This window comes from Bacillus sp. FSL H8-0545 (assembly GCF_038006105.1).
GTDB lineage: Bacteria > Bacillota > Bacilli > Bacillales > Bacillaceae_G > Bacillus_A > Bacillus_A cereus_U.
Genome location: NZ_JBBOUO010000001.1, coordinates 608,964 through 631,690 on the forward strand (window position 1 = coordinate 608,964; position 22,727 = coordinate 631,690).

Consider the following 22,727-nt stretch of genomic DNA (forward strand, 5'->3'; position numbering starts at 1 on the left):
GATTAAATTATCACTGTTAATTTTTGTTTTTTATGAAAAATTTATGCTTGGATTATTTGAAAAAAATTAACTTGAAAGTTACGTTACGTCATCTTCTATACTAAAGAAAATGAGAAGTAGGGGATGGTATATATGACTTTAAAATATATGTGGGGATGGAAAGAAATTTTATATTTATTTGTTTTTGTATTTATTATTGTTCCAGTAACAATTGAATCCATTTTTTATAAATATGCTTTAAATCTATTAGGGAATTCATTATATGCTGGGGTTTTAATGGGATTTATTATGGCAGTTGTATTTACTTTTTTAGTTTATGTGTTTTGCATAAAAAGATATAACTTGTCGTGGGCAGATATTGGGATTCGGAAGCTTTCATGGAAAGATTACTTGTGGACATTTGTAGCGGTTATTTCTTTGATTGTAGTTAGTATTGGTGTATTAATGATAATGGAGAAAATGGGTATTTCCTTTGAAAATAGTAAAACGGATACGGTCCAAAATGATAAATCAATATATTCATTTTGTATCGCGGTAATTGGAGCGGCGGTTATATCACCAATATATGAAGAGATTTTATATCGGGGTGTTTTTTATACGTTTTTTCGAGATAGATATGGCATATGGGGCGGTGTGCTTATAAGTTCAATAATATTTACAGTTGTTCATATTCCCACATATAACACATTACCGGTGAATTTTTTAAGCGGAGTAGTATTTGCGTGGTTATATGAGAAAACAAATTCTATTTTATCGGCTATGATTGCCCACGCATTATTCAATTTCATAGCAGTACTTCTCACATTCATGTCGAATTAATTAGAGGGTACATATAGGAGGGAATAAATATGGAAATAGCTGTGGAACGAGTTTTTACAAATGAGATTTTAGCAGAAGCTGCAAAGATATTTAATGTGAAAGTAGAAGAAAAGCCACTTGGTGATTTTGAAAATTATATTTTTACGGCGAAAGATAAAAATGATGAAGATTACGTATTACGCTTAACTCATTCTTCTCATCGTTCTAAAAAAGAGGTAGAGGCCGAACTAGATTTTTTACGGTATGTTGCGGAGCATGGGGCGAAAGTGGCGGGACCTCTTAATTCAATATCTCAAAATTTTGTAGAAGAAATCAGAGCGGAAGATGGCACTTTCTTTTTTGCGTCTTTATTTACATATGCAAAAGGCGAGCAAGCAAAAGGAGAAGAATCGCCTTATTGGGGAGATGCTTTCTTTGAAGCTTGGGGAAAAGCGATTGGACAACTGCATCGCCTTACAATGGATTATCCTAAAACAGACTACCGTGATACGTGGGAAGAGGATGAGAGTGCAATTGTTAGTGGATTAGAAGATACGAAGGTGAAAGAGATTGCTACTGTATTAATGGATGAAATAAAGGCTCTTCCAATTAAAAGAGAAACGTTCGGCCTTATGCATGGCGATATTCATCCAGGCAATTTTCATTATGATGGAAAAGAGCTAACAATCTTTGATTTTGATGACGCTGCCTATAATTACTTCATTCATGATTTGGCAATGGTTCTTTATTACTCTGTTCTTTTTACACCGTGGACATTGGAGAAAAAGACGGAATTTGCTCGTAAACAGTTACAAGTGTTACGAAAAGGGTATGAATATGAGCACAGACTGGCGGATAGTTGCTATGAAGCGTTACCGTTATTTTTACGTCTACGTGATATTGGTTTATACGGTACGCTTCAAAAGAAGTTTAAAGGGAAAGATATGCCAGATCATTTCCGAGAATTAGCAGAACAACTCTATGAAAGAATTATAAAGAAGGAAGCAATTGTGAATACATAATACATTCATCTCAAAACAAAGTATGTAAAATAAATATATACTTTGTTTTTTTATACAAAAATATGTTTGTTTTATTAAAATAATATTGTCATAGATTCGGTTTGCATTATATAATTTTATGTATATTCTGAATATTCTTTACAAAAAGGAGGAGGAATGTTGGAAGCTATCGTAAGTTGGATAAATAATATTGTTTGGAGTCCCGCACTTGTCTATTTATGTTTAGGAGTAGGCTTATATTTTTCCATTCGAACGAGGTTTTTACAAGTAAGACATGTAGGAGAAATGGTGAAGCTTACATTTCAAGGGGAAAAGTCTGATGCGGGTGTTTCTTCATTCCAAGCGTTAGCACTTTCGTTATCAGGGCGCGTTGGAACGGGAAATATTGCCGGTGTTGCAACGGCTGTTGCCTTTGGTGGTCCAGGGGCTGTCTTTTGGATGTGGGCGGTAGCCTTTCTAGGAGCTGGTTCTGCATATGTAGAATCGACACTTGCACAAATATATAAGACGAAGCATCAAGGACAATTCCGTGGTGGTCCTGCTTATTACATTGAAAAAGGACTAGGGGTTAAATGGTACGCATTAGTGTTTGTTGCAGCGACAATTCTTGCAACAGGAATGCTGCTTCCAGGTGTTCAAGCGAATAGTATTGCTGTAAGTCTAGAAACAGCTTTTGGTATTAATACTGCTGTATCCGGAGCAGTATTAGTAGCGGCATTAGCACTTATTATTTTTGGTGGAGTTAAGCGAATTGTTAACGTAGCGCAAGTTGTAGTACCGTTTATGGCGCTTGGCTATATTTTAGTAGCTTGTGTAATTGTAGGTATGAACATTGAAAAATTACCAGATGCTTTTATGTTAATTATAAAAAGTGCATTTGCATTAGAAGCAGCTTTTGGCGGGATTATCGGTTTAGCAATTTCTTGGGGTGTAAAACGTGGTATTTATTCAAATGAAGCAGGGCAAGGAACTGGGGCTCATGCAGCGGCAGCTGCTGAAGTATCACATCCAGCTAAACAAGGATTAGTACAAGCATTTTCCGTTTACATTGATACATTATTTGTTTGTTCAGCAACAGCATTTATGATGATTATTACAGGCATGTATAACGTATTTGATGCAAGCGGAAAAAACTTTATCGTCAATAAATTAAATGGTGCACAGCCAGGTCCTGGTTATACACAGGCAGCGGTAGAATCTGTTTTCCCTGGATTTGGAAACGGTTTCGTCGCAATCTCTCTACTATTCTTCGCATTTACAACAATTATGGCTTATTACTACATTGCAGAAACGAATATAGCTTACTTAAATCGTGATAAAGACCGCCCTTGGATGTCTATCGTACTAAAGTTTGTATTCTTAGGAGTTGTATTCTACGGTTGTGTAAAAACAGCAGAAACAGCATGGGCTTTAGGAGATATTGGTGTAGGAATTATGGCATGGGTTAACATTATTGCGATTTTATTATTACAAAAACCGGCATTGATCGCATTAAAGGATTATGAAAAGCAGAAAAAAGAAGGAAAAGATCCAGTATTCGATCCACAGTCATTAGGAATTAAAAATGCTGATTTCTGGGAGCATGAATATGGGAAAGATAAAAAAGAAGAAGTATCTTAATAGAATAGGAATGAGAGAGCAAAGGGAAATCCCTTTGCTCTTTTTATGGACAAAATGAAGCTGAAAGTTATTTTTTTGCCTATTTTTGAATATAAAAAGAATGTACATGCTTTGTTAGGGGAAGGGGGGAGTATGTTGATTGAGTTTCGTAAAGTTAATAAATATTACGGTAACTTTCAAGTTTTGAAAAATATTAATGTACAAGTGAAAAAAGGTGAAGTGGTAGTAGTTGTTGGCCCTTCGGGATCAGGAAAAAGCACGTTGCTGCGGTGTATAAATCAATTGGAGGCAATTACCGATGGAGAATTAATTGTACAAAATACGGAAGTACACAATGCGAAAACAAATATGAATGAATTGCGCCGAAATATTGGGATGGTCTTTCAACACTTTTATTTATACCCGCATAAAACAGTTCTTCAAAATATTACACTAGCACCGATTAAAGTAAATAAAGTTTCCAAAGAAAAGGCGGAGCAAACAGCGATGTTTTATTTAGAGAAAGTGGGGATCCCGGAGAAAGCAGGTGTATATCCACATCAATTATCTGGTGGACAACAGCAAAGGGTGGCGATTGCTAGAGGGCTCGCGATGCAACCGGAAATTATGCTATTTGATGAGCCTACGTCTGCTCTTGATCCAGAGATGATTGGGGAAGTGCTTGATGTTATGAAAGCGCTGGCTAAAGAAGGAATGACGATGGTTGTCGTCACACACGAGATGGGATTTGCACGTGAGGTAGCAGATAGGATTTTATTTATGGATGACGGTCAAATTATCGAAGATACAACACCAGCACAATTTTTTGCAAATCCTGAACAAGAAAGAGCTCGTCTATTTTTAAGCCGAGTGTTAAATCATTAAAGGAGGAATTTCATGCTTAAAATGAAAAAGCTGTTTACCCTAATCGTATTCTCATGTTTATTCGTGCTTATTGTTGCTGGATGCGGGGGTAAAAAAGACGAGGCGAAAGAAACAAATACGAAACAAGGCGGAGTTGTTGAACAAATTAAGAAGCGCGGGAAATTAGTAGTCGGAGTGAAAAATGATACGAATTTATTTGGATTGAAAAACCCTTCAACAGGGCAGGTAGAAGGATTCGATATTGATATCGCGAAGGCGCTTGCGAAAAAAATTCTTGGTGATGAAAAGAAACTAGAGCTGAAAGAAGTAACGTCTAAAACACGTATTCCAATGCTGAAAAATGGTGATATTGATGCCATTATTGCGACAATGACAATTACGGAAGAGCGTAAAAAAGAAGTGGATTTTTCAGATGTATATTTTAAAGCGGGTCAATCGTTACTTGTGAAAAAAGGGAGTAATATTAAAAATATTGATGATGTGAAACAAGGCGTTAAAGTATTGGCTGTAAAAGGCTCAACGTCAACAAATAACATCCGTCAAAAATCACCAGAAGCAACAGTATTAGAGTTTGAGAATTATAGTGAGGCATTTACAGCGTTAAAAGCAGGTAAAGGCGATGTTTTAACGACAGATAATGCGATTCTTTATGGAATGGCAAAACAAGATTCTAATTATGAAGTTGTAGGGAAAATTTTCACGGATGAACCGTATGGAATTGCAGTGCGAAAAGGTGCAAACGATTTAACGAAAGAGATTAATAGTTTATTAAAAGATATGAAAGCGAATGGGGAATACGATAAATTGTATGGAAAATGGATTGGTCAAAAGCAAGAAAAATAGAGTGAAACTTTAATAAGTGGGGAAGGGTTATCTCCTACTGATGATTAGCAGCTTATACCAATTGGGATAAATAGTAAGAGTGAGAGGATGAGGGATGCTCATCCTCTTCTTATAAAGAAAGAGGGGAGAATATGTGCCTGACTTTTCTATTTTGACGAATAATATTGATATGTATTTAGAAGGATTTAAATATACGGTAATGTCTAGTGTAGTTGCGCTAATAGGAAGTTTTGTTTTAGGAATTATTATGGCAGTGATGCGAATTTCACCTATTCGTATTTTGAATTGGATTGGCTCTGCTTATGTAGAGTTTGTTAGAAATATTCCACTCGTATTAATTGCATTCATTTTCTATTTTGCTTTTCCTGTAATAGGAATTACTTTCAACGGTTTTGTAGCAGGGACAGTTGCACTTACAGTTTATACAGCGGCTTTTATTGCGGAAGTAATTCGTGCTGGTATTTTATCAGTCGCGAAAGGTCAAATGGAAGCAGCGCGTTCTTCAGGATTAACTTATACGCAAGCGATGTATTATGTCGTCTTACCTCAAGCGATGAAAATCGTAATTCCTCCTCTAGGAAATCAATTTCTCAATTTAGTAAAAAACTCTTCAATACTCGGAATTATTGCTGGAACGGATTTAATGTATCAAGGAGACTTAATTTCAATGAAGACGCTTGTTACGTTTGATGTATATATATTTGTGGGGATGTTTTATTTAGTATTAACAATTCCGCTAAGTATGCTGGTGCGTTATTTGGAAAGACGCTTGGCAAAGGAGGGGGTGTAGATGGATTTTCAAGGTGCTATTACAGGAGATCATATACTCTTTTTATTAAAAGGATTGCTTATCACGCTAGAAGTCGCTCTTGTAGCGATTGTACTTAGTTTTATTATCGGTAGTGTAATAGGAACGTTGCGCTATGCAAAAATACCCGTCATCTCACAAATACTAGGCTTTATCGTTGAAGTTATTCGGAATTTACCACTTCTTTTAATTATATTTTTTACGTATTTTGCACTTCCAGAGGCAGGTTTGAAGTTAGAAATTATAACAGCCGCAATTGTTGCTTTAACGATATTTGAAGCAGCGATGATATCTGAAATTGTTAGAAGTGGCTTATTATCTATCGAAAGAGGACAAATTGAAGCGGCGCGCTCTTCAGGATTAACATATGTCCAAACGCTTTGGCACATTATTTTACCGCAAGCACTTAGAAGAATGGTTCCGCCGCTTGTTAGTCAATTTATTTCATTGTTAAAAGATACGTCATTAGCGGTTGTTATATCATTGCCAGAGCTTATGCATAATGCTCAAATTATTAGCGGGCAGAATGTAAATTATATGATTCCGACATTTATACTAGCAGCCTGTATGTATTTTGTTGTAAACTACGGTTTATCAATTTTATCTAGAAGATTAGAAATACGTTAACTCTTACAAAAAATGTAAGAGTTTTTTCCTTATAAATCCTTTTTTACCTCGAATTAGTATTGTAAGCTCTTAATAGTTGAATTTTTATATTATTTTATCAGAAAAGTTTTAATTTTATATAGAAATTGTAACCGCTTTCGTGTATATTTTTATTATCAGAAAATTTTAACAAGATATAGGGGTACTTGTAGGGGAGGATTAAGATGCAGCAAACAACGAATGAGCAATTACATCGTACGATGAAGAGTAGACATTTATTTATGATCGCACTAGGTGGTGTAATCGGAACTGGTTTTTTTCTAGGTTCAGGTTACACCATTAATCAGGCTGGACCAGGGGGAGCCATCCTTTCATATTTAGTGGGCGGAGTTATTATGTATTTAACAATGCTTTGTCTTGGAGAGCTAACGGTAGCAATGCCAGTTTCAGGATCTTTCCAAAAGTATGCGACGAAGTTTATTGGACCAGGAACTGGATTTATGATCGGCTGGCTATACTGGATTGGATGGGCAGTAACAGTAGGATTAGAATTAACATCGATCGGTTTAATGATGAAAAGATGGTTTCCGAATGTTGATGTTTGGGTGTGGTGTCTCGTATTCGGAGTTATTTTATATGCTTCAAATGCAATATCAGCGAAGAGTTATGCTGAATTAGAGTTTTGGTTCTCTAGTATTAAAGTAGTTACAATTATTGCATTCATTCTACTTGGTGGTAGCGCATTACTAGGATTTTTACCATACGACGGAAAAGAAGCAGCGCCTCTTTTCTCTAACTTTGTAAGTGATGGTGGGCTATTCCCAAATGGACTAGCTGCAGTGCTTCTTACGATGATTACAGTTAACTTTTCCTTCCAAGGAACAGAGTTAATCGGGATTGCAGCAGGAGAGAGTCAGAATCCTGAAAAAACAATTCCACGTGCAATTCGTAATACAGTATGGCGCATTATGTTATTCTTCATTTTAACAATGACAATTTTAGTAGGGTTAATTTCTTGGAAAGAAGCAGGGATAATTGAAAGTCCATTCGTAGTTGTATTTGATAAAATCGGTATCCCATATGCAGCTGATATTATGAACTTCGTTATTATTACAGCTCTTCTATCTGTAGCGAACTCAGGGTTATATGCAGCAACGCGTATACTATGGTCACTTGCAAATGAAGGAATGGCACCAACTTCTTTCAAGAAAGTAAATAAACGTGGTATTCCGATTACAGCGTTAGTCGTAACAATTGCTGTTGCGGCGTTATCTTTATTAACAAGCTTCCTTGCAGAAGATACAGTATATATGTACTTATTATCTATAGCTGGTTTATCTGCTGTTTCAAGTTGGATCATTATTGCTTTATCGCAACTTCGCTTTAGAAGTCAGTATTTAAAAGGCGGAGGAAAATTAGAGGACTTAAAGTATAGAACACCACTATACCCGCTTGTTCCAATTTTAGCTTTAATTACAAATAGTATCGTTGTTATTAGTTTAGCGTTTATTCCAGAACAACGAATGGCGTTATATTGTGGTATTCCATTTATCATTTTCTGCTACATATATTATTATATGAGTAAGAAGCGGAAGAAACCGATGAAAGTGGAGATGGAAGCAAAGTATGAAAATAAAAATTAAGCATGATGATATAGAGGCAGATTTATCGTATGGTTCATTGGCGATAGGGAAAGAAAACGGGTATTCACCGTTACAATTACTCGTTTCTTCTATTGCAGGGTGTAGTGCAATTGTTTTTCGAACGATTTTAGAAAAGAAACGCATTACATACGATACGTTTACAATTGAAACTGAAATTGGTAGAAGTGAAGCTCTATCAAAACCAGTTGAAAGTGTTCATTTGCACTATAAAATTAAAGCGCAAAACATTACAGAAGAACAATTAGACAAGGCACTGCAACTTGCAGTAAAGAATTGTACGATTGTTCAATCTGTAAAAGATAGTATAAAAGTTACGGAAACAATTGAATTAATAAAGTGAAACATAAAAACGTGAGAATAGGGCGCTCACGTTTTTATGTTTTTAGCAGAGGGGGAAGCATGATGGAATGTTTAGGTTGTAAATTAGCAAATGAAGAGGAAAAAATATATAGAGTATATGAAGATGAGTATGTAACGTGTTTTTTAGATCATGTGCCCTTCTACCCAGGACATACTTTAATTGTGCCGAAGCAGCATGTTTTAGAAGTAGATGAATTAGATGATGTTGTAGCAAAATCAATTATGGATGCTTCTAAGCTTATTGCAAAAGCGATTAAGGCATTATATCAACCTGATGGAATTACAATTTGTCAAAATGGTGGAATCTTTAACGAGTTAACGCATTACCATATGCATGTCGTACCGAGATATAAAGAGCGTTCGTTTGCTGAGTTTTATACGGTACAACCGGGAGAGAACCAGAGTCATGGCTTTGAAGAGGCACAGGTATTGTTAAAAGAAGCGATAGAGCAAATACTGCATACTGAAAAGGCGTAAGAGGGATGTTCTTAAGGGGACAGTCAGGAAATTTATAATATTAAAAAGCTCAATTTCTCAGTTAAAATAGAGAAATTGGGCTTTTTTATTCTATTATTCGATTTTACCTATTAAAGTCTTCTACATTCATGTCTTCAGTGTCACAAAGTATATTGCTCATTCGTTATATAGAATGAGAGGAGGAATTATATGAAAGTTACAAACAAAGATTACGAAAAGATGGAAGAGCTATACGAGTTGTATGAACAAAAAATTTATTATGTAGCTTATTCTATTTTAAATAATATTCAGCAGGCTGAAGATGCAGTTCAAGAGACATTTATTACTCTTTATAAGAACTTGGAAAAGCTTCATGGTTTGAACACTCAAGAGCTTAAACGGTATATTTTGAGGATTGCGAAAAACAAAGCGATTGATAGCTACCGGAAAAATAAACGACATGAAACATTTTTAGAAGAATATCAACGAGAATCAACAGAAGTAGTAGATGAAAATATTGAAGAGTGGGAAAAACGTCTAATGTCTGAGGTTCAGATTGATACATTGCTAAAAGAGTTAAATGAATCTAACAGACAGGTTTTTAAGTACAAAGTCTTCTATAACTTAACGTATCAAGAAATTTCAAGTGTAATGGGGATAACAGAGGCTAATGTCCGCAAGCAATTTGAGCGCGCTCGAAAACGAGTACAAAGTATTATAGGAGGTATACAAAATGACGAATTCAAAGAACTCCAAAGAAATGTATGACCTTGCTGAAAAAATTGCTTTAGATGATTTTGATAAACTGGATGAACAACATGAATTTTCACATACATATACGCGCAAAAAGAAATTGTTTATGGAGGAAATGAAGCTGAAAGGCGAGCAACCGCAGAAAAAGCGTAAAAAACATCGTATGTTAATCGCTGCTGCCTGCTTATTGATTGGCATGCCGACAACCGTTTTTGGTGCAGTGAAAGTCTATAATATGATTGTCCAAAAACAAAATTACGAAGTAAATGTTTCAGTAACAAATAAGGAATCGAAAAATATTGATAAGTGGTATAAGTTGAAAGTTGGTAAATTACCAGAAAATATGGAAGCAATTGATGACTCGGCTATGAAATATTCCTTTAAAGATAACTATGCAAAAGGGGGATTTTCATTCGCTCTTCGGAGAGTAGGGGGAAATACAGATTTTCAAACTCTGTATTCGAAAAGTTACGAAGAAAAAGAGATAAATGGTAGGAAAGCAGTAATTGTCCATAAAGAAACAGGAAACAACAATGTAATGTTTGACAGAAAGGTCTTTCTCTTTTTTGAGAAAGAAGGGATTATGTTAGAAAGTTATATTGGATCCGATGTAAACGAAGAACAAATGATGGATGTGTTAGGGAACATTTCACTTGAGCCTACGTCAAAAGAAAAGGCATCACATATAGCAGATTATGATGAAAATCGCTTTACCAAAGCAGCTGAAACGAAAGAAACTAAGGTTATTCCTTTGAAAAAAGATAGTAAACGACTATTTCATATAGGGCAAAAGGTTCCAGTAACGATAACGATGGATGACAGCCAAATTGAATATGTGATAGAAAAAGTTGAAGTTTTTGATTCAATCAAAGATTTTAAACAAGAGAACTTTAATGAATTTGGACTAGATAAACTAAGCAAGAATAAGGCTTTAGATCAGACAGGAAAACTGATACCGTACAGACGGGATGCATATAAAGTTGGAAATGGTAAAGATTCAATTGACAAATTAGTAGAGTCACAATTAGTTAATCTTAAATTTGTCTATTTGACAACAACAGTGAAAAATATTGGTAAACAGGCGACAGAGGAAATCTATATGCATCCATCCATAAAGTTGCTTAAATCCGAAGGTAATACATGGAACTACGCTAAAGAAGATGGAATTGCCGAGAAAAATATTATGACGGGCGAAGTTGATTATTTAGAACCTCACGGAGACGGGAAAAGCTTTTACAATATTGGCAGTATCCGACCAGGACAAACGGTAAAGGTTAACTTAGGCTATTTTGTAGATGAGGATAAACTAGATTCAATCTTCCTTGATGCTTTCCATTACAGAGGGAATGGTGGCACTGAAAATATGAATGCGGCATATCGTTGGTGGATTGATATTCGTCAATAGTAAAACAATAGGAACAAATACACTAAAAGCTGCTTATATTTAGCAGCTTTTTTCGTCTTCATACATATGTAAAACTTCTTTCGCACGTATGCGTAAACCATCTATTAATTCTTTCGGTTCTAAAACTTTTGCATCTTTTCCAAGTCTATAAAATAAAGGGGTAACAAAGTTAATTTCTCCTTTATCAATTGTTGTATTTATATATCATGTCCCATCTTCGTTTACTATAACGAACTCTTCAAGGTAGGGAACGCTTTTACATTGGCGCACGCCTTCTGTCGTTAATAAAACATGTAACTGAGTAGGAATGTTTATTACGTCAGAGTTAGAGGCAAACCATTCTTCTAAATTTATGAATGTATCTTCATTTTCTTCCGTTGATAATATAGAAAGAATACGATCGACGCGATACAGTAATACCTTTTTTCTACTAAAGTCATAGGATGGCAAATACCATAAACCGTCGTGAGCATATATACCGATAGGATGAACATGTTTTGTTTTTATTCCAGATTTAGATTCGTATTGAAAGTGTAAATTTTTATTTTCAATAGCCGCGGTTAACACTTCTTTTAAAAATGGTGTCTCAATTGTTCTCTTCGGATTCCAAAAAGCGATATAAGAACGTAGTTTATCGACTTTAACTTTCGCATCATTTTGTAGAGAGCTATACAGTTTATGAGTAACAGAATTGATTTCTGTATTAAAAGGCAAGTCTCGATAGTAGCTTAAAGATTGAAAAGCAAAAAAGATGGAGACTGCTTCTTCTTCGGTAAATAAAATGGGGGGAAGCATGTTGTTTGTTAATACTTTATATCCTCCGTTGCGACCTTGTTCAGCGTAAATGGGTAATCCCATATCACTTAAATCTAAAATATATCTATGGACAGTACGAACGGATATATTGAACTCATCAGCTATTTCTTGAGCTGTAAATTTTCTTTTCGCAGAAGCAAATATAAGAATGTCTAGTAAACGTTTTGCTTTTGACAAATATATCACTCGTTTCTTTTTTTAACATGACATTAATTGTCATGTTTTACGGTTAGTATATTGTTTATATCATAATTTTATCAAGATGAGACGCAAGGAGGAAAAGAAATGTCACGTAAAATTGTTTTATTTATTGCAGCGAGCTTAGATGGATTTATCGCGAAAGAAGACGATGATTTAGAGTGGTTAATCGAAACGGAAGGAGAGGGAGACAACGGTTATACGGAAATGTATGAGACAATTGATACAATAATCATGGGAAAGAGAACGTACGATTATGTAGTAGAGCATATGGAACCATTCCCGTACCTAGATAAGAAATGTTATGTTTTTTCTAATTCTGAAAAAGGTTCAAATGGACATGTGGAATTTGTAAATGGAGATGTAGTAGAGTTCACCAAAAGGTTGAAAGAGCAGGAAGGATCTAAAATATGGATGGTCGGTGGAGGGAGTCTACTGAGAGAGTTTTTTAGGAATAATCTAATTGATGAATATGTTGTTACGATTACACCTCACATATTAGGTTCTGGTATTCCGCTATTTAAAGAAAAGAACCCGGAAATTAATTTAACTTTAACGGATACAAAACGTTTTGGTCAGTTTGTAAATCTATATTATAAAGTAAAATCTTAAAGGATAAAGAAACACGACTACTGATAGTAGTCGTGTTTTTATATAGATGGCAATGAAATTGTAAAGCAAGATCCGTGATCAATTTCACTTGTGACAGTAATATTTCCGCCGTGTAGTTCTACAATTTCTTTTACGATGGAGAGCCCTAAACCAGTGCCTCCTGTAGCTCTGGAGCGCGCTTTATCAACACGGTAAAAGCGGTCGAAAATGTGAGGGAGGTCTTCAGGGGGAATACCTTCTCCTTCGTCCTCAACTTTGATGGAAATACGTTTATGTTCTTCTGTAACAGAAATATTAATATGAGAATGTTCTTTTGAATGTCTATAAGCGTTATTTAAAATGTTCACTACAACTTGTTCGAATCGCTGTTCATCCAAGTTTACTAACAGTGAAGGAGGACAAGTGAAAGAAACTTTAATGTGTCTTTCCTTATACATCGCGTTTACTTTTTCGGTCATGCGAGTAAGAAAGGTGTGTAAATGCACTTCCTTTACTTGAATGAAAAAGTTATGGTGTTCCATTTGAGCGAGTGAAAATAAATCTTGAACTAAGTTTGTAATATAATCAGACTCGTCTTTTATAATGGATAAGTATTGTAAACGTTGCTCAGGAGGTGTGCTTTCTTTTAATGCAATGTCAGCATAACCTCTTACATATGTTAGAGGTGTTCTTAATTCATGAGCAACACTTGCTAGAAATTCACTTCGCTCTGTTTTCATATAATGTAAATCATTTGCGAGCGTTTGAATAGATGATGCTAGTTCACCAATTTCGTCATTTCGAGTAGTCGTTAATGAAACTGATAAATCGCCCTTACTCATTTTTTCAGTCGCTTGTTTCATGTGTAACAATGGTTTTGTTAACAAACGTGATAATAGAAAGATGGTGATGGCTGTTAATAGAAAAGTAATGACTCCGGCGATAATGAATTGTCTTGTTAGCCCGTTAACCATTTCTTCGATTGATTCCGTTCCGAGAAACATATATACATAGCCTTCCGTTTTTCCTGCCACTACAATTGGACTAACTGTACATATATAATTAGATGTTTTCCAATGATTCTCTATAATCGCTCCATCATGATCTGTTCGTGTTTGCATTCCTTCAATATGGTTTTTTATAGTAGTATTTATTTCATTGGATTTAGCTAGTACTTCTTTATTTGCATTTGTAATAATAACAGTTGTTTCAGCTTCGGATTCCATTAAAGCAACATGGGAGATTGTTTGCTTATCAAAATACTTTTCAAGGACATCTCGATGACTATTTCCACGCTTTAATAAAGCAGTCATTTCTTCATTTGCTCTAGTGTTCACAAGGCTATAATAGAGCAAGACAAATAGAACACTTTCGATTAAAAGTGTAACAATTAGAAAATAAAATCCGAGTTGAATAGAAATTCGCTTCATCGCTTTGCTCCTTAATCTAGGGTATCAATCCATCGATACCCTACTCCGTAAACAGTTTTTAAATGGTGATCAATAGGGAAATTTACTTTTCGTAATTTATCACGTAAATTACGAATATGTGAATCGACTGTTCTATCTTCTGTATTTGTATTCAATCCCCAAATTCGTTCAATGAGCTGATCACGGCTTAATACGTAGTTCACATGACGTAAAAATAATCCGAGTAAAGAGAATTCGATTGGAGTGAGAAGAAGTTCTTCATTATAGACAGAAATGAAATGCTTGGCCTCATCCCATAAAATGCCTTGATATTGGATTTGCGCGTGTTGATTTGTTCGCCTTAAAACAGCTGCAATTCTTGCGAAAAGCTCCTCTTCATGGAAAGGTTTCGTCACGTAATCATCCGCTCCAAGTTTTAACCCTTGGATGACATCTACAGTTTGATCACGAGCAGTTACCATAATGATTGGAACGTTACTAAATGATTGAATTCTTTTGCACGTTTCCCACCCGTCCATCTTTGGCATCATAATATCGAGTAAAACAAATTTGAAGTTTCGATTTTCTATATGTGAAATAGCTTCTTCTCCGGACACTGCACATACGCAGTTGTATCCGATTGGAGTAAGATAAAGTGATAATAATTCAAGCATTCTCGGTTCATCATCTACAAGTAGTATATCGATCATAGAGTACCTCCGCATTTGTAGTTATTACTTAAATTGTAAGTCAAAATCATGAAGAAATGGTGCAGATTATAATGCATCTGCATAATTTCTTCAGAATTGCTTGTTATTGTAAAGTTGAAATTCCATTTTAGGTAATAAGATTGGTTCGAAAACAATTACGGGGGCGATATAGTGAAAAAGATGACCCGAATTTTTGGGATAACAATAATTGCGGCAGTCGGTCTTGCGGCATGCGGACAAACGAATACAGATCATAAAAATCATGAATCTACAAAAGAGAAGAAAACAGAGCAAAAGGAAATGAAAATGAATCAGGAGGTAACTGCGCCGAAAGAAATGAATGCCGGGGCATCAGATGATTTATTAACGACAAGTTTAAAAAATGTAACGAGATTAAATACAAATGATCCTCTGCAAATGGCAGTGTTAACTTCGCAAACAATATGGCCAGCAACGCATAAAGAGAATCAGCCAGGTGCTGTTATTTTAGTGCCAGTGAACGAGTGGCAATTAGGTATTGCAAGTGCGGATCTTATTCATCATCCGAATAACGGACCGATTTTATTTATAGAAAAAGAAGTGGTACCCGAAATGACGTTAAAAGAAATAAAACGATTAAATCCGCTCGGAACGAAAGATGGAACGCAAATTATGGTGATGGGGGATGTAGAGGCATCTACGCTTGAGCAATTAAAAGAATATAAAGTAAAGCAAATAAAAGAAACGGATTCAGCTAAATTTGCTAAAGATGTTGATAAAGAATATGCCGATATAACAGGGAATTATCCAAATAGCGTTATTATCGGTTCGTCTGAAGAAGAAGGACGTTTATATACAACACCAGCTGTAAATTGGATTTCTCATATGCCAGAGCCACTTTTATATACAGAAAAGGATAAGGTGCCAGAAGCGACGATAGAGGCATTAAAAATGAGAAAAGATAAAGCAAATATATATGTGTTAGGACCAGAAAAAATCATTTCAAAAGAAGTAGAAAAAGAGTTAAGTAAATACGGAAAAGTAACACGGATTAGTGGAGAGACCCCAACAGAAAATTCGATTGCGTTTGCGAAATTTAAAGATGAAAAAACGAAATTTGGCTGGGGGTTCACAAAACCTGGTCACGGTTTGTCGTTTGTTTCGAGTAAAACACCAGAATTAGCAATTGCGGGAGCACCGTTTTCACATATGGGTAAACATGCCCCTGTTGTTTTGCTTGAGGAAGGAAGAGCTTCACAACCAGTTTATGACTTCCTTGCTACTATTCAGCCGAAGTTTAAAGATGATCCAACACTTGGACCGTATAACCATGGTTTCCTATTAGGAAGTACTAGTGATATTTCATTTGAAACACAAGGGATATTAGATGAGAGGTTAGAGATTGTTCAGGAAAGTGGTCAAGGTCACGGTGGACATTAATGAAATGAGAAAAGACGCTGTTAAGGTAGCGTCTTTTCTTTAGGAAACTTTTACATAGCACAACATCCTTTGCTCGTTATATAATAGCCTTCGTGCAGTCGGCCTAGATTTTCTTACGGAGAGAATCAAATGATAAAAGAGTAGAGGGTGGTAGCTTGTTTCAAAAGATAAAAAATGAATGGTTTTCTAATGTGAGAGGGGACGTGCTATCGGGGATTGTTGTTGCTTTAGCATTAATTCCTGAAGCGATAGCTTTTTCTGTTATTGCAGGTGTAGATCCGACGGTTGGATTGTACGCGGCCTTTTGTATTGCGGTTACAATCTCATTTGTTGGCGGAAGACCTGGGATGATCTCGGCGGCAACGGGTGCGATGGCATTATTAATGGTGACACTCGTTAAAGATCATGGTTTGCAATATTTATTTGCTGTGACAATAGTAACAGGTATTGTTCAAATTATTTTTGGCTTGTTCAAACTGAGTTCATTTATGAAGTTTGTTCCTAAATCCGTTATGAGTGGTTTTTTAAATTCACTTGGAATTTTAGTTTTTACAGCGCAATTGCCACATTTTAAAAATGCAACTTGGCAAATGTATGCACTTGTCGCATTAGGACTTGCAATTATATATGTATTTCCACGTATTACGAAGGCTGTACCGTCTACACTGATTTCAATTATTATTGTGACAAGTATTGCACTTATGAGCGGATTACAGTTGAAAACAGTAGGGGATATGGGAAGCTTACCGAAAGAATTACCGTTCTTTAGTATTCCTGATGTGCCGTTTACACTTGAGACATTAGGTATTATTTTACCGTACTCAGTTATGCTTGCAATTATCGGCTTACTAGAGTCATTATTAACAGCTTCGGTTTTAGACGATATGACACATACGGAAAGCAATAAACATAAGGAAGCAGGTGGGCAAGGTATTGCAAACATTGTCGCTGGTTTCTTCGGAGGAATGGCAGGCTGTGCAATGATTGGACAATCTGTTATTAACATTAAATCAGGTGGTCGCGGGAGATTATCGACGTTTGTAGCCGGTGGTTTTTTAATCATATTACTATTTGTTTTAGGTGACTATGTTGTTCATATTCCGATGGCAGCTTTAGTTGCTGTTATGATTATGGTTTCGATTGGGACGTTTGATTGGAACTCTGTAGCAACAATTCATAAAGTACCAAAAGGAAACGCATTTGTTATGATCGTAACAGTTGTGATTGTCCTAATCACACATAATTTAGGATTAGGTGTAATTATCGGAACGATAATTAGTGCGGTTTTATTTGCATTCAATATGGCAAAGATTCACGTGAAACATTTGTATATTGAAAATAAGAAAATATATGAAATTCACGGCCAACTATTCTTCGCATCTACGGCAGAGTATATAAATGCTTTTTCATACAATGAAGATGTGAAAGAAATTGAGATGAACTTTACTCATGCACACGTATGGGATGATTCAGCAGTAGCGGCAATTGATAAAGTTATCATGAAGTATGAACAGAATGGTGTGAAAGTAAGGATCACAGGGTTAAATGAACGTAGCTCGAAGATTGTTTCAAATCTAGCTACTTATAATAAGAGAATTGCTAGTTAGAAGCCTCCTTTTTAGGGGGCTTTATTATATAATACGAGTAGGATAACGAAAAGGGGATTCAGCATATGTACAAACAAATTTTATTAGCATGTGATGGTTCTGAACATGCACTTCGAGCAGCCGAGCATGCAACATATATTGCGAAATTTAACGAAGAAACACATGTTGAAGTTGTGTACGTAGTAGATAATAGAACGGCAAAATCAGATATTATACAAGGACAAACGGATTTAGAAACAATATCAGCTAGTCGAAAAGATAAATTAAAAGAGATTGAGGGTTTATTAAAGAAAGAGAACATTTCCTACAAAATTACGATTCTACATGGCGATCCAGGAGATACGATTGTTCAATATGTAAATACAGGAGATATAGATCTTGTTATTGCTGGGAGTAGAGGGCTAAATACACTGCAAGAGATGGTGCTTGGTAGTGTAAGTCATAAAATAGCAAAGCGTGTGAAATGCCCGGTGATGATTATAAAGTGAAACTTTAATCAGTGGGGGTTTTGTTCATCCCCCACTGATTATTAGCCTTCACCAATCGGGCATTTACGGGCAGTTGATCCCCCACCTAACTTCTTTGCTTTCGCTGAATTTTGAGGTGTGGGTCTTACTGCCCGTTAATGCGGGATAAAATAAATTGAGTGAGATAGTCTGTATTGTAAGCGAGACCTTGATATAATTCGAGGTCTTTTTTGATGTATAGAGGGGGAGGTTATGGCCATACTAGATATAAGTTTAGAGGGAAATTGTTAACTTACAAATTTGTAAGTTAGTTGTCAGTGAAATCGATGTTATGAAATTTTTTCCATTGATAAAATAAGAATATCAAAGGGGATATAGGGAGGATGGAAGGTATGAAATCATTTCAAAATTTGTCTTATAGCCAAGGAGTAAGTTTAATTTGTTTAGGTGGATTTGCTGGATCTGTTATGTTAGCTGTTTTAATAAAGATGTTTCAGTAAATGTTTTAATCGTATTGTATAAGTAGAAGGGAAATGGTCATTATAAACTACAAAATTTGTACTTTAGAGATAAATAAAAAATAGCTCCTAGCGAAAGAAAGTATAGGCTAGGAGCTATTTTTATTTTATTTTTCTGTTTCTGCTTTATCGCTTGTTACGCTAACGTTACCCCACTTATATTGATCTTCTGGTGTGAATTTATAATCTTTTACGCGATTGTTTACACCTCTTAAGTCGAATTTATAATGAAGTGGAATTAATGGTACTTCATCATGAATTAGTTTTTGCCATTTATCGTATACGTCTTTACGGTACTTTTCATCAGCAGCTGCTGGAGAAATACCCTGTTTTAATAATTCATTATTTTTGTCATTAGACCAACGTGTGTAATTGAACGGTGCATTTTTAGCCCAAATACCAGAAGGATCTGGATCAGAGGCAGTTCCCCAAGCCCCAGAGAAAATATCAACTTTTGGATCATCCTTTTTAATCATATCGTAGAATGAGTTAAATTCATGTAAGCGACCATCAAGAAGCTCTACTTTTAGGCCGATGTCTTTCCAAGATTGAATAAAGAATTTTGCGAGTGGTTCACTTACATCGCTACCACTCATTGATAAGAAATTAGCTTTAAATTCTTTACCATTCGGATCTTCACGGAATCCATCCCCGTTCGTATCTTTATAGCCAGCTTCATCTAATAATTTTTTAGCTTTCTCTATATCTTTATCATAAGAACCAACTTTATTGTTATGATATTTTGGTAGAGATGGTGGGATTGGTGAGTTAGCCGGATAACGTAGGCCATGATATAATTTTTCACCAATTTCTTTTCGATCAATAGCATAAGCCATTGCTTGACGTACACGAACATCTTTAAATTTATCCTTATCCATAACTACTTCTTCTTTTTCTTTATCCATATGGCCTAATTTAAAGCCGATATAACTATAGTATAGATCGGTTTTTCCGACTAATTGTGCATTTTTTAATTTACTTACATTTGGATATTGATCTGCACTTACTTCAGCAATGTCAATATCGCCGTTTTTTAAGGACGCGTTAACAACGGAAGGATTGACAACTTTTAAAACCATGCTTTTCAGTTTTGGCTTTCCACCATAATAGTCATCAAAACGTTCAAATTCAACGGATTCTCCTGGCGTAATTTTCTTCACTTTAAAAGGCCCAAAGCCAATTGGATTTTTACGGATTTTATCAGATTCTGCTAATTTATCGATTGGTACATCTCCTAAGTATTTCTTATGAAGAGGGTATGTCCAAAGTCCAGTTTTCACTGAAGGATTAGGTTCTTTAAATGTAATAGAAATTGTTTTTGGATCCGTTACCTTTATACCTGAAATTTTTTCGGATTTTCCATTATGATAATCTTCCATACCTTCAATCATTTGCATTTGAGAGTCATAGCGAGAACCAGCATATAGTTTGCTACCAATCACCAGGTAAGAATATTCTAAATCCTCAGCAGTAACAGGGTTCCCATCATGCCATTTCACATTATCTTTAATTTTTAATGTAATTGTCTTTTTATCTTCAGAAAGTTCATATGTAGCAGCTCCATCATTAGTATATTCCCAGTTTTTATCATTTGATAATAAAGATTCATCGAAAATTGTAAGGACTTGATTATCAGGTTCTCCCTCATATACAGCGAAGTTTAAAAGGCCTTCAAATGGTGTGTTAGAAACAAGACCATATGTTAATGAACCATCTTTAATTTCTTTTTTGTCATTTTTAACAGTTGTACTAAATTTATTTGTATCTACTTTTTTTGTGCTGCTAGTTTTTTCACTACCACCACTGCCCCCACATGCTGAAAGTAGTAATGTTGAAACTGCAAGTGTACTTAATACTTTGAAAAATTTTGGTTTATTCGTCATTTTCTCCACCCCTTATCCTTTTCTCTGTCTTGCATCAGCCGAGCGGCGTAGCGCTTGACCAATAAAATTTATACACAGCATCAATGTTAAAATCATGATTGATGCGGGTAACCAAATCCACCATTTCTCTTGTAATACATCTGGGTTTCTAGCATAACTAACAAGTGTACCAAGGCTTGGTGTACTTTCTGGTAGACCGAATCCTAAGAAAGTTAGACCAGATTCAATACCGATGTTTCCAGCAAGATTTAATGTAACACTGACAATGATAATTGAGCTTAAGTTAGGTAGTACTTGAAAAAGAATGATTTTCCAGTTTGGTGTTCCTAATGTTTTTGATGCAGAGACATAATCGAGTTCTTTTTCAGTTAATACTTTTGAGCGAATTAATCTTGCCTTTCCTGTCCATAAGAAAACGGTCATAATTAAAATGAAAGTAAAAATATTGAATGTAGGAACAAGTGTAATAAAAACAATTACAAGCATTAAAAATGGTAAAACTATGACAAAATCGATAACGCGCATAATGATATTATCAATAGTTCCTCCAAAATAACCGGCAATTAATCCAATTGAAAGACCAATCAAACAAGAAAGAATAGTAATAGCTAATCCAATTGTAAATGAGTTACGTGTACCAATGATAAGTTGGCCGAAAATGTCGCGTCCTCCGTAATCTGTTCCTAACCAATGTTCAGCAGAGGGAGGAGCATAAATAGCGAATAAATCAACTCGTACAATCTCTTCTTGTTTCATAATAAAAGATGTTGCGTAGACTGCTAATAATAAGATTGCTAGGAAAAAAAGTGAAAACATTGCTAATTTATCTTTACGAAGTTCTCGCCACATAATAGTGAACCCAGAAGGACTTTTTTCGTAATGAATAACTTCAGTTTGTTTTTCAGGGTTTGCTAACATTAAAAACCCTCCTTTCTTTAATCAATACGAATACGTGGATCAACGATGCTTAGAATAATATCTGAAAGGAGAGTTCCAAGTAACGTTGCAAATCCAGTAAACATAACGAGTGCAGTTATTACACTAAAATCGCGTTGAGAGATAGATTGTATAAATAGTTGTCCAATCCCTGGATAACTAAAGATACTTTCCAAGAAGATGGCACCACCAACTAATCCTGTAATTTCATAACCTAAGAAAGCTGCAATTGGTAAGAATGAATTTCGTAAAATATGTCTAGAATAGACTTTTGATTCTGGAACACCCTTTGCTCTTACTGTACGTACAAAATCTTTATGTTTCGTATCGATAATTTCGCTTCGTAAATATTGAACAGTACCAACTGTCGCAATTAATGCGCCGGATAAAGCTGGTAATAGCATGTGATTGAATTTGCTTAAATAGTAAGCAAATGTACCTGTTGCAACTTGAGGATCTACGCTACCGCCAGTCGGAAACAGAGCAAACTTAAATCCGAAAAGGAAGAGCATAATTAGTGCAAATATAAATAGCGGTGTAGCAAAACCTAGATAGTTGTAAATGGTAATGAGTCGATCAGCCCAGGTGTCATTCCAACGCCCACTTATAACTCCCAGTGGAATGGCAATTAAGTAAGTAAGAATAAGAATAACAAGTGCTAAAGATACTGTATTTCCAAGTCGCTCACCAATTAAGTCGGTTACTTTCATTTTATGTGCATAGGAAATACCGAAGTCACCTTGGACGGCATTTTTAATCCAGCGTACATATTGTGTTGTAACCGGGTCATTTAATCCTAGCTTTTCACGTTGTTCTTCAATGACTTTTGGATCCGCTTTTGGGTTATTCATTGCTCTACCGGTTAAGGCATCGCCTGGCATTGCTTTAGCTAGTAGAAAGACAAGGATACTTAATACGAATAATTGCGGAATCATCACTAAGAATCTCCGTAGTATAAACTTCCACATGTTTTA

Annotated in this window: 22 protein-coding genes and 1 pseudogene; 17 read left to right on the forward strand and 6 right to left on the reverse strand. The window is 35.4% G+C overall.

From position 1 onward, the window contains the following. Window positions 1-132: 132 nt before the first annotated feature. The 12 genes from MHI07_RS03120 (at window position 133) to MHI07_RS03175 (ending at window position 11,199) form a co-directional block, all read left to right on the forward strand. Window positions 133-819 carry a CPBP family intramembrane glutamic endopeptidase gene (locus MHI07_RS03120; RefSeq protein ID WP_002159308.1) on the forward strand — a complete coding sequence of 229 codons (687 nt, stop codon included), beginning with the start codon at window positions 133-135 and terminating at the stop codon, window positions 817-819. 29 nt (window positions 820-848) lie between these two features. Beyond that, window positions 849-1,820 (forward strand): phosphotransferase enzyme family protein, encoded by a 972-nt coding sequence (locus MHI07_RS03125; protein WP_340821888.1) that lies wholly within the window; start codon window positions 849-851, stop codon window positions 1,818-1,820. A 159-nt stretch (window positions 1,821-1,979) separates the two neighbouring features. After that, window positions 1,980-3,440, forward strand: a complete 1,461-nt coding sequence (locus tag MHI07_RS03130) for an alanine/glycine:cation symporter family protein (RefSeq protein ID WP_340821892.1) — start codon at window positions 1,980-1,982, stop codon at window positions 3,438-3,440. 45 nt (window positions 3,441-3,485) lie between these two features. Then, window positions 3,486-4,304, forward strand: coding sequence for an amino acid ABC transporter ATP-binding protein (locus tag MHI07_RS03135; RefSeq protein WP_033714299.1), 819 nt, complete (start codon window positions 3,486-3,488; stop codon window positions 4,302-4,304). Between the two features lie 12 nt (window positions 4,305-4,316). Beyond that, a complete protein-coding gene (gene glnH / locus MHI07_RS03140) occupies window positions 4,317-5,147 on the forward strand; it encodes a glutamine ABC transporter substrate-binding protein GlnH (protein WP_340821896.1) in 831 nt (276 codons plus the stop codon). A 133-nt stretch (window positions 5,148-5,280) separates the two neighbouring features. After that, window positions 5,281-5,937 (forward strand): amino acid ABC transporter permease, encoded by a 657-nt coding sequence (locus MHI07_RS03145; RefSeq protein WP_340821899.1) that lies wholly within the window; start codon window positions 5,281-5,283, stop codon window positions 5,935-5,937. After that, window positions 5,938-6,582, forward strand: coding sequence for an amino acid ABC transporter permease (locus tag MHI07_RS03150; RefSeq protein WP_078180786.1), 645 nt, complete (start codon window positions 5,938-5,940; stop codon window positions 6,580-6,582). Window positions 6,583-6,785: 203 nt separating this feature from the next. After that, on the forward strand, window positions 6,786-8,204 hold the full coding sequence (locus MHI07_RS03155) for an amino acid permease (RefSeq protein WP_002159301.1): 1,419 nt from the start codon (window positions 6,786-6,788) through the stop codon (window positions 8,202-8,204). Beyond that, on the forward strand, window positions 8,188-8,565 hold the full coding sequence (locus tag MHI07_RS03160) for an OsmC family protein (protein ID WP_002159300.1): 378 nt from the start codon (window positions 8,188-8,190) through the stop codon (window positions 8,563-8,565). The genes MHI07_RS03155 and MHI07_RS03160 overlap by 17 nt, the downstream gene beginning before the upstream one ends. Before the next feature lie 11 nt (window positions 8,566-8,576). Beyond that, on the forward strand, window positions 8,577-9,062 hold the full coding sequence (locus MHI07_RS03165) for an HIT family protein (RefSeq protein ID WP_340826864.1): 486 nt from the start codon (window positions 8,577-8,579) through the stop codon (window positions 9,060-9,062). A 189-nt stretch (window positions 9,063-9,251) separates the two neighbouring features. Then, the gene (locus tag MHI07_RS03170) at window positions 9,252-9,809 is read left to right on the forward strand and encodes an RNA polymerase sigma factor (RefSeq protein WP_215598099.1); all 558 of its coding nucleotides are present in this window, start codon (window positions 9,252-9,254) and stop codon (window positions 9,807-9,809) included. Continuing rightward, window positions 9,775-11,199 carry a DUF4367 domain-containing protein gene (locus tag MHI07_RS03175; RefSeq protein WP_215598100.1) on the forward strand — a complete coding sequence of 475 codons (1,425 nt, stop codon included), beginning with the start codon at window positions 9,775-9,777 and terminating at the stop codon, window positions 11,197-11,199. Before MHI07_RS03170 ends, MHI07_RS03175 begins: the two co-directional genes overlap by 35 nt. A gap of 39 nt (window positions 11,200-11,238) precedes the next feature. Here the strand turns inward: MHI07_RS03175 and MHI07_RS03180 are convergent. Then, a pseudogene (locus MHI07_RS03180) lies at window positions 11,239-12,192 on the reverse strand (helix-turn-helix transcriptional regulator). 108 nt (window positions 12,193-12,300) lie between these two features. Here MHI07_RS03180 and MHI07_RS03185 point away from each other — a divergent pair. Further along, window positions 12,301-12,825, forward strand: coding sequence for a dihydrofolate reductase family protein (locus MHI07_RS03185; protein ID WP_078173832.1), 525 nt, complete (start codon window positions 12,301-12,303; stop codon window positions 12,823-12,825). 38 nt (window positions 12,826-12,863) lie between these two features. On the opposite strand, the gene MHI07_RS03190 is transcribed toward MHI07_RS03185, so the two are convergent. Together MHI07_RS03190 and MHI07_RS03195 are read right to left on the reverse strand one after the other, a co-directional pair. After that, the gene (locus tag MHI07_RS03190; protein ID WP_340821906.1) at window positions 12,864-14,234 is read right to left on the reverse strand and encodes a sensor histidine kinase; all 1,371 of its coding nucleotides are present in this window, start codon (window positions 14,232-14,234) and stop codon (window positions 12,864-12,866) included. 11 nt (window positions 14,235-14,245) lie between these two features. Further along, complete coding sequence (locus MHI07_RS03195) at window positions 14,246-14,923, reverse strand: response regulator transcription factor (RefSeq protein WP_340821908.1); 678 nt, start codon at window positions 14,921-14,923, stop codon at window positions 14,246-14,248. Window positions 14,924-15,094: 171 nt separating this feature from the next. Here MHI07_RS03195 and MHI07_RS03200 point away from each other — a divergent pair, with 171 nt between their 5' ends. The 4 genes from MHI07_RS03200 (at window position 15,095) to MHI07_RS03215 (ending at window position 18,916) form a co-directional block, all read left to right on the forward strand. Continuing rightward, on the forward strand, window positions 15,095-16,342 hold the full coding sequence (locus MHI07_RS03200; RefSeq protein WP_340821910.1) for a cell wall-binding repeat-containing protein: 1,248 nt from the start codon (window positions 15,095-15,097) through the stop codon (window positions 16,340-16,342). Between the two features lie 155 nt (window positions 16,343-16,497). Further along, window positions 16,498-17,949, forward strand: coding sequence for a SulP family inorganic anion transporter (locus tag MHI07_RS03205; protein WP_340821913.1), 1,452 nt, complete (start codon window positions 16,498-16,500; stop codon window positions 17,947-17,949). A gap of 65 nt (window positions 17,950-18,014) precedes the next feature. Continuing rightward, window positions 18,015-18,437, forward strand: a complete 423-nt coding sequence (locus MHI07_RS03210) for a universal stress protein (RefSeq protein WP_002159291.1) — start codon at window positions 18,015-18,017, stop codon at window positions 18,435-18,437. Between the two features lie 371 nt (window positions 18,438-18,808). Beyond that, window positions 18,809-18,916 carry a DUF4027 family protein gene (locus MHI07_RS03215; RefSeq protein WP_131231982.1) on the forward strand — a complete coding sequence of 36 codons (108 nt, stop codon included), beginning with the start codon at window positions 18,809-18,811 and terminating at the stop codon, window positions 18,914-18,916. Window positions 18,917-19,041: 125 nt separating this feature from the next. Here the strand turns inward: MHI07_RS03215 and opp4A are convergent, their stop codons facing one another. Genes opp4A through opp4B form a run of 3 tightly spaced genes read right to left on the reverse strand, consistent with a single transcriptional unit; the run spans window position 19,042 to window position 22,721 of the window. After that, complete coding sequence (gene opp4A / locus MHI07_RS03220) at window positions 19,042-20,817, reverse strand: oligopeptide ABC transporter substrate-binding protein (RefSeq protein WP_088077492.1); 1,776 nt, start codon at window positions 20,815-20,817, stop codon at window positions 19,042-19,044. Window positions 20,818-20,829: 12 nt separating this feature from the next. Next, on the reverse strand, window positions 20,830-21,735 hold the full coding sequence (locus MHI07_RS03225) for an ABC transporter permease (protein WP_088077493.1): 906 nt from the start codon (window positions 21,733-21,735) through the stop codon (window positions 20,830-20,832). A gap of 17 nt (window positions 21,736-21,752) precedes the next feature. Beyond that, a complete protein-coding gene (opp4B, locus tag MHI07_RS03230; protein ID WP_012260312.1) occupies window positions 21,753-22,721 on the reverse strand; it encodes an oligopeptide ABC transporter permease in 969 nt (322 codons plus the stop codon). Window positions 22,722-22,727 lie beyond the last annotated feature (6 nt).

Coding starts and splice junctions, on each gene's coding strand:
- MHI07_RS03120 (WP_002159308.1), top strand. CDS start 133: ATGACTTTAAAATATATGTGGGGATGGAAAGAAATTTTATATTTATTT.
- MHI07_RS03125 (WP_340821888.1), top strand. CDS start 849: ATGGAAATAGCTGTGGAACGAGTTTTTACAAATGAGATTTTAGCAGAA.
- MHI07_RS03135 (WP_033714299.1), top strand. CDS start 3,486: ATGGACAAAATGAAGCTGAAAGTTATTTTTTTGCCTATTTTTGAATAT.
- glnH (WP_340821896.1), top strand. CDS start 4,317: ATGCTTAAAATGAAAAAGCTGTTTACCCTAATCGTATTCTCATGTTTA.
- MHI07_RS03150 (WP_078180786.1), top strand. CDS start 5,938: ATGGATTTTCAAGGTGCTATTACAGGAGATCATATACTCTTTTTATTA.
- MHI07_RS03155 (WP_002159301.1), top strand. CDS start 6,786: ATGCAGCAAACAACGAATGAGCAATTACATCGTACGATGAAGAGTAGA.
- MHI07_RS03160 (WP_002159300.1), top strand. CDS start 8,188: ATGAAAATAAAAATTAAGCATGATGATATAGAGGCAGATTTATCGTAT.
- MHI07_RS03170 (WP_215598099.1), top strand. CDS start 9,252: ATGAAAGTTACAAACAAAGATTACGAAAAGATGGAAGAGCTATACGAG.
- MHI07_RS03175 (WP_215598100.1), top strand. CDS start 9,775: ATGACGAATTCAAAGAACTCCAAAGAAATGTATGACCTTGCTGAAAAA.
- MHI07_RS03185 (WP_078173832.1), top strand. CDS start 12,301: ATGTCACGTAAAATTGTTTTATTTATTGCAGCGAGCTTAGATGGATTT.
- MHI07_RS03190 (WP_340821906.1), bottom strand. CDS start 14,234: ATGAAGCGAATTTCTATTCAACTCGGATTTTATTTTCTAATTGTTACA.
- MHI07_RS03195 (WP_340821908.1), bottom strand. CDS start 14,923: ATGATCGATATACTACTTGTAGATGATGAACCGAGAATGCTTGAATTA.
- MHI07_RS03210 (WP_002159291.1), top strand. CDS start 18,015: ATGTACAAACAAATTTTATTAGCATGTGATGGTTCTGAACATGCACTT.
- MHI07_RS03215 (WP_131231982.1), top strand. CDS start 18,809: ATGAAATCATTTCAAAATTTGTCTTATAGCCAAGGAGTAAGTTTAATT.
- opp4A (WP_088077492.1), bottom strand. CDS start 20,817: ATGACGAATAAACCAAAATTTTTCAAAGTATTAAGTACACTTGCAGTT.
- MHI07_RS03225 (WP_088077493.1), bottom strand. CDS start 21,735: ATGTTAGCAAACCCTGAAAAACAAACTGAAGTTATTCATTACGAAAAA.
- opp4B (WP_012260312.1), bottom strand. CDS start 22,721: ATGTGGAAGTTTATACTACGGAGATTCTTAGTGATGATTCCGCAATTA.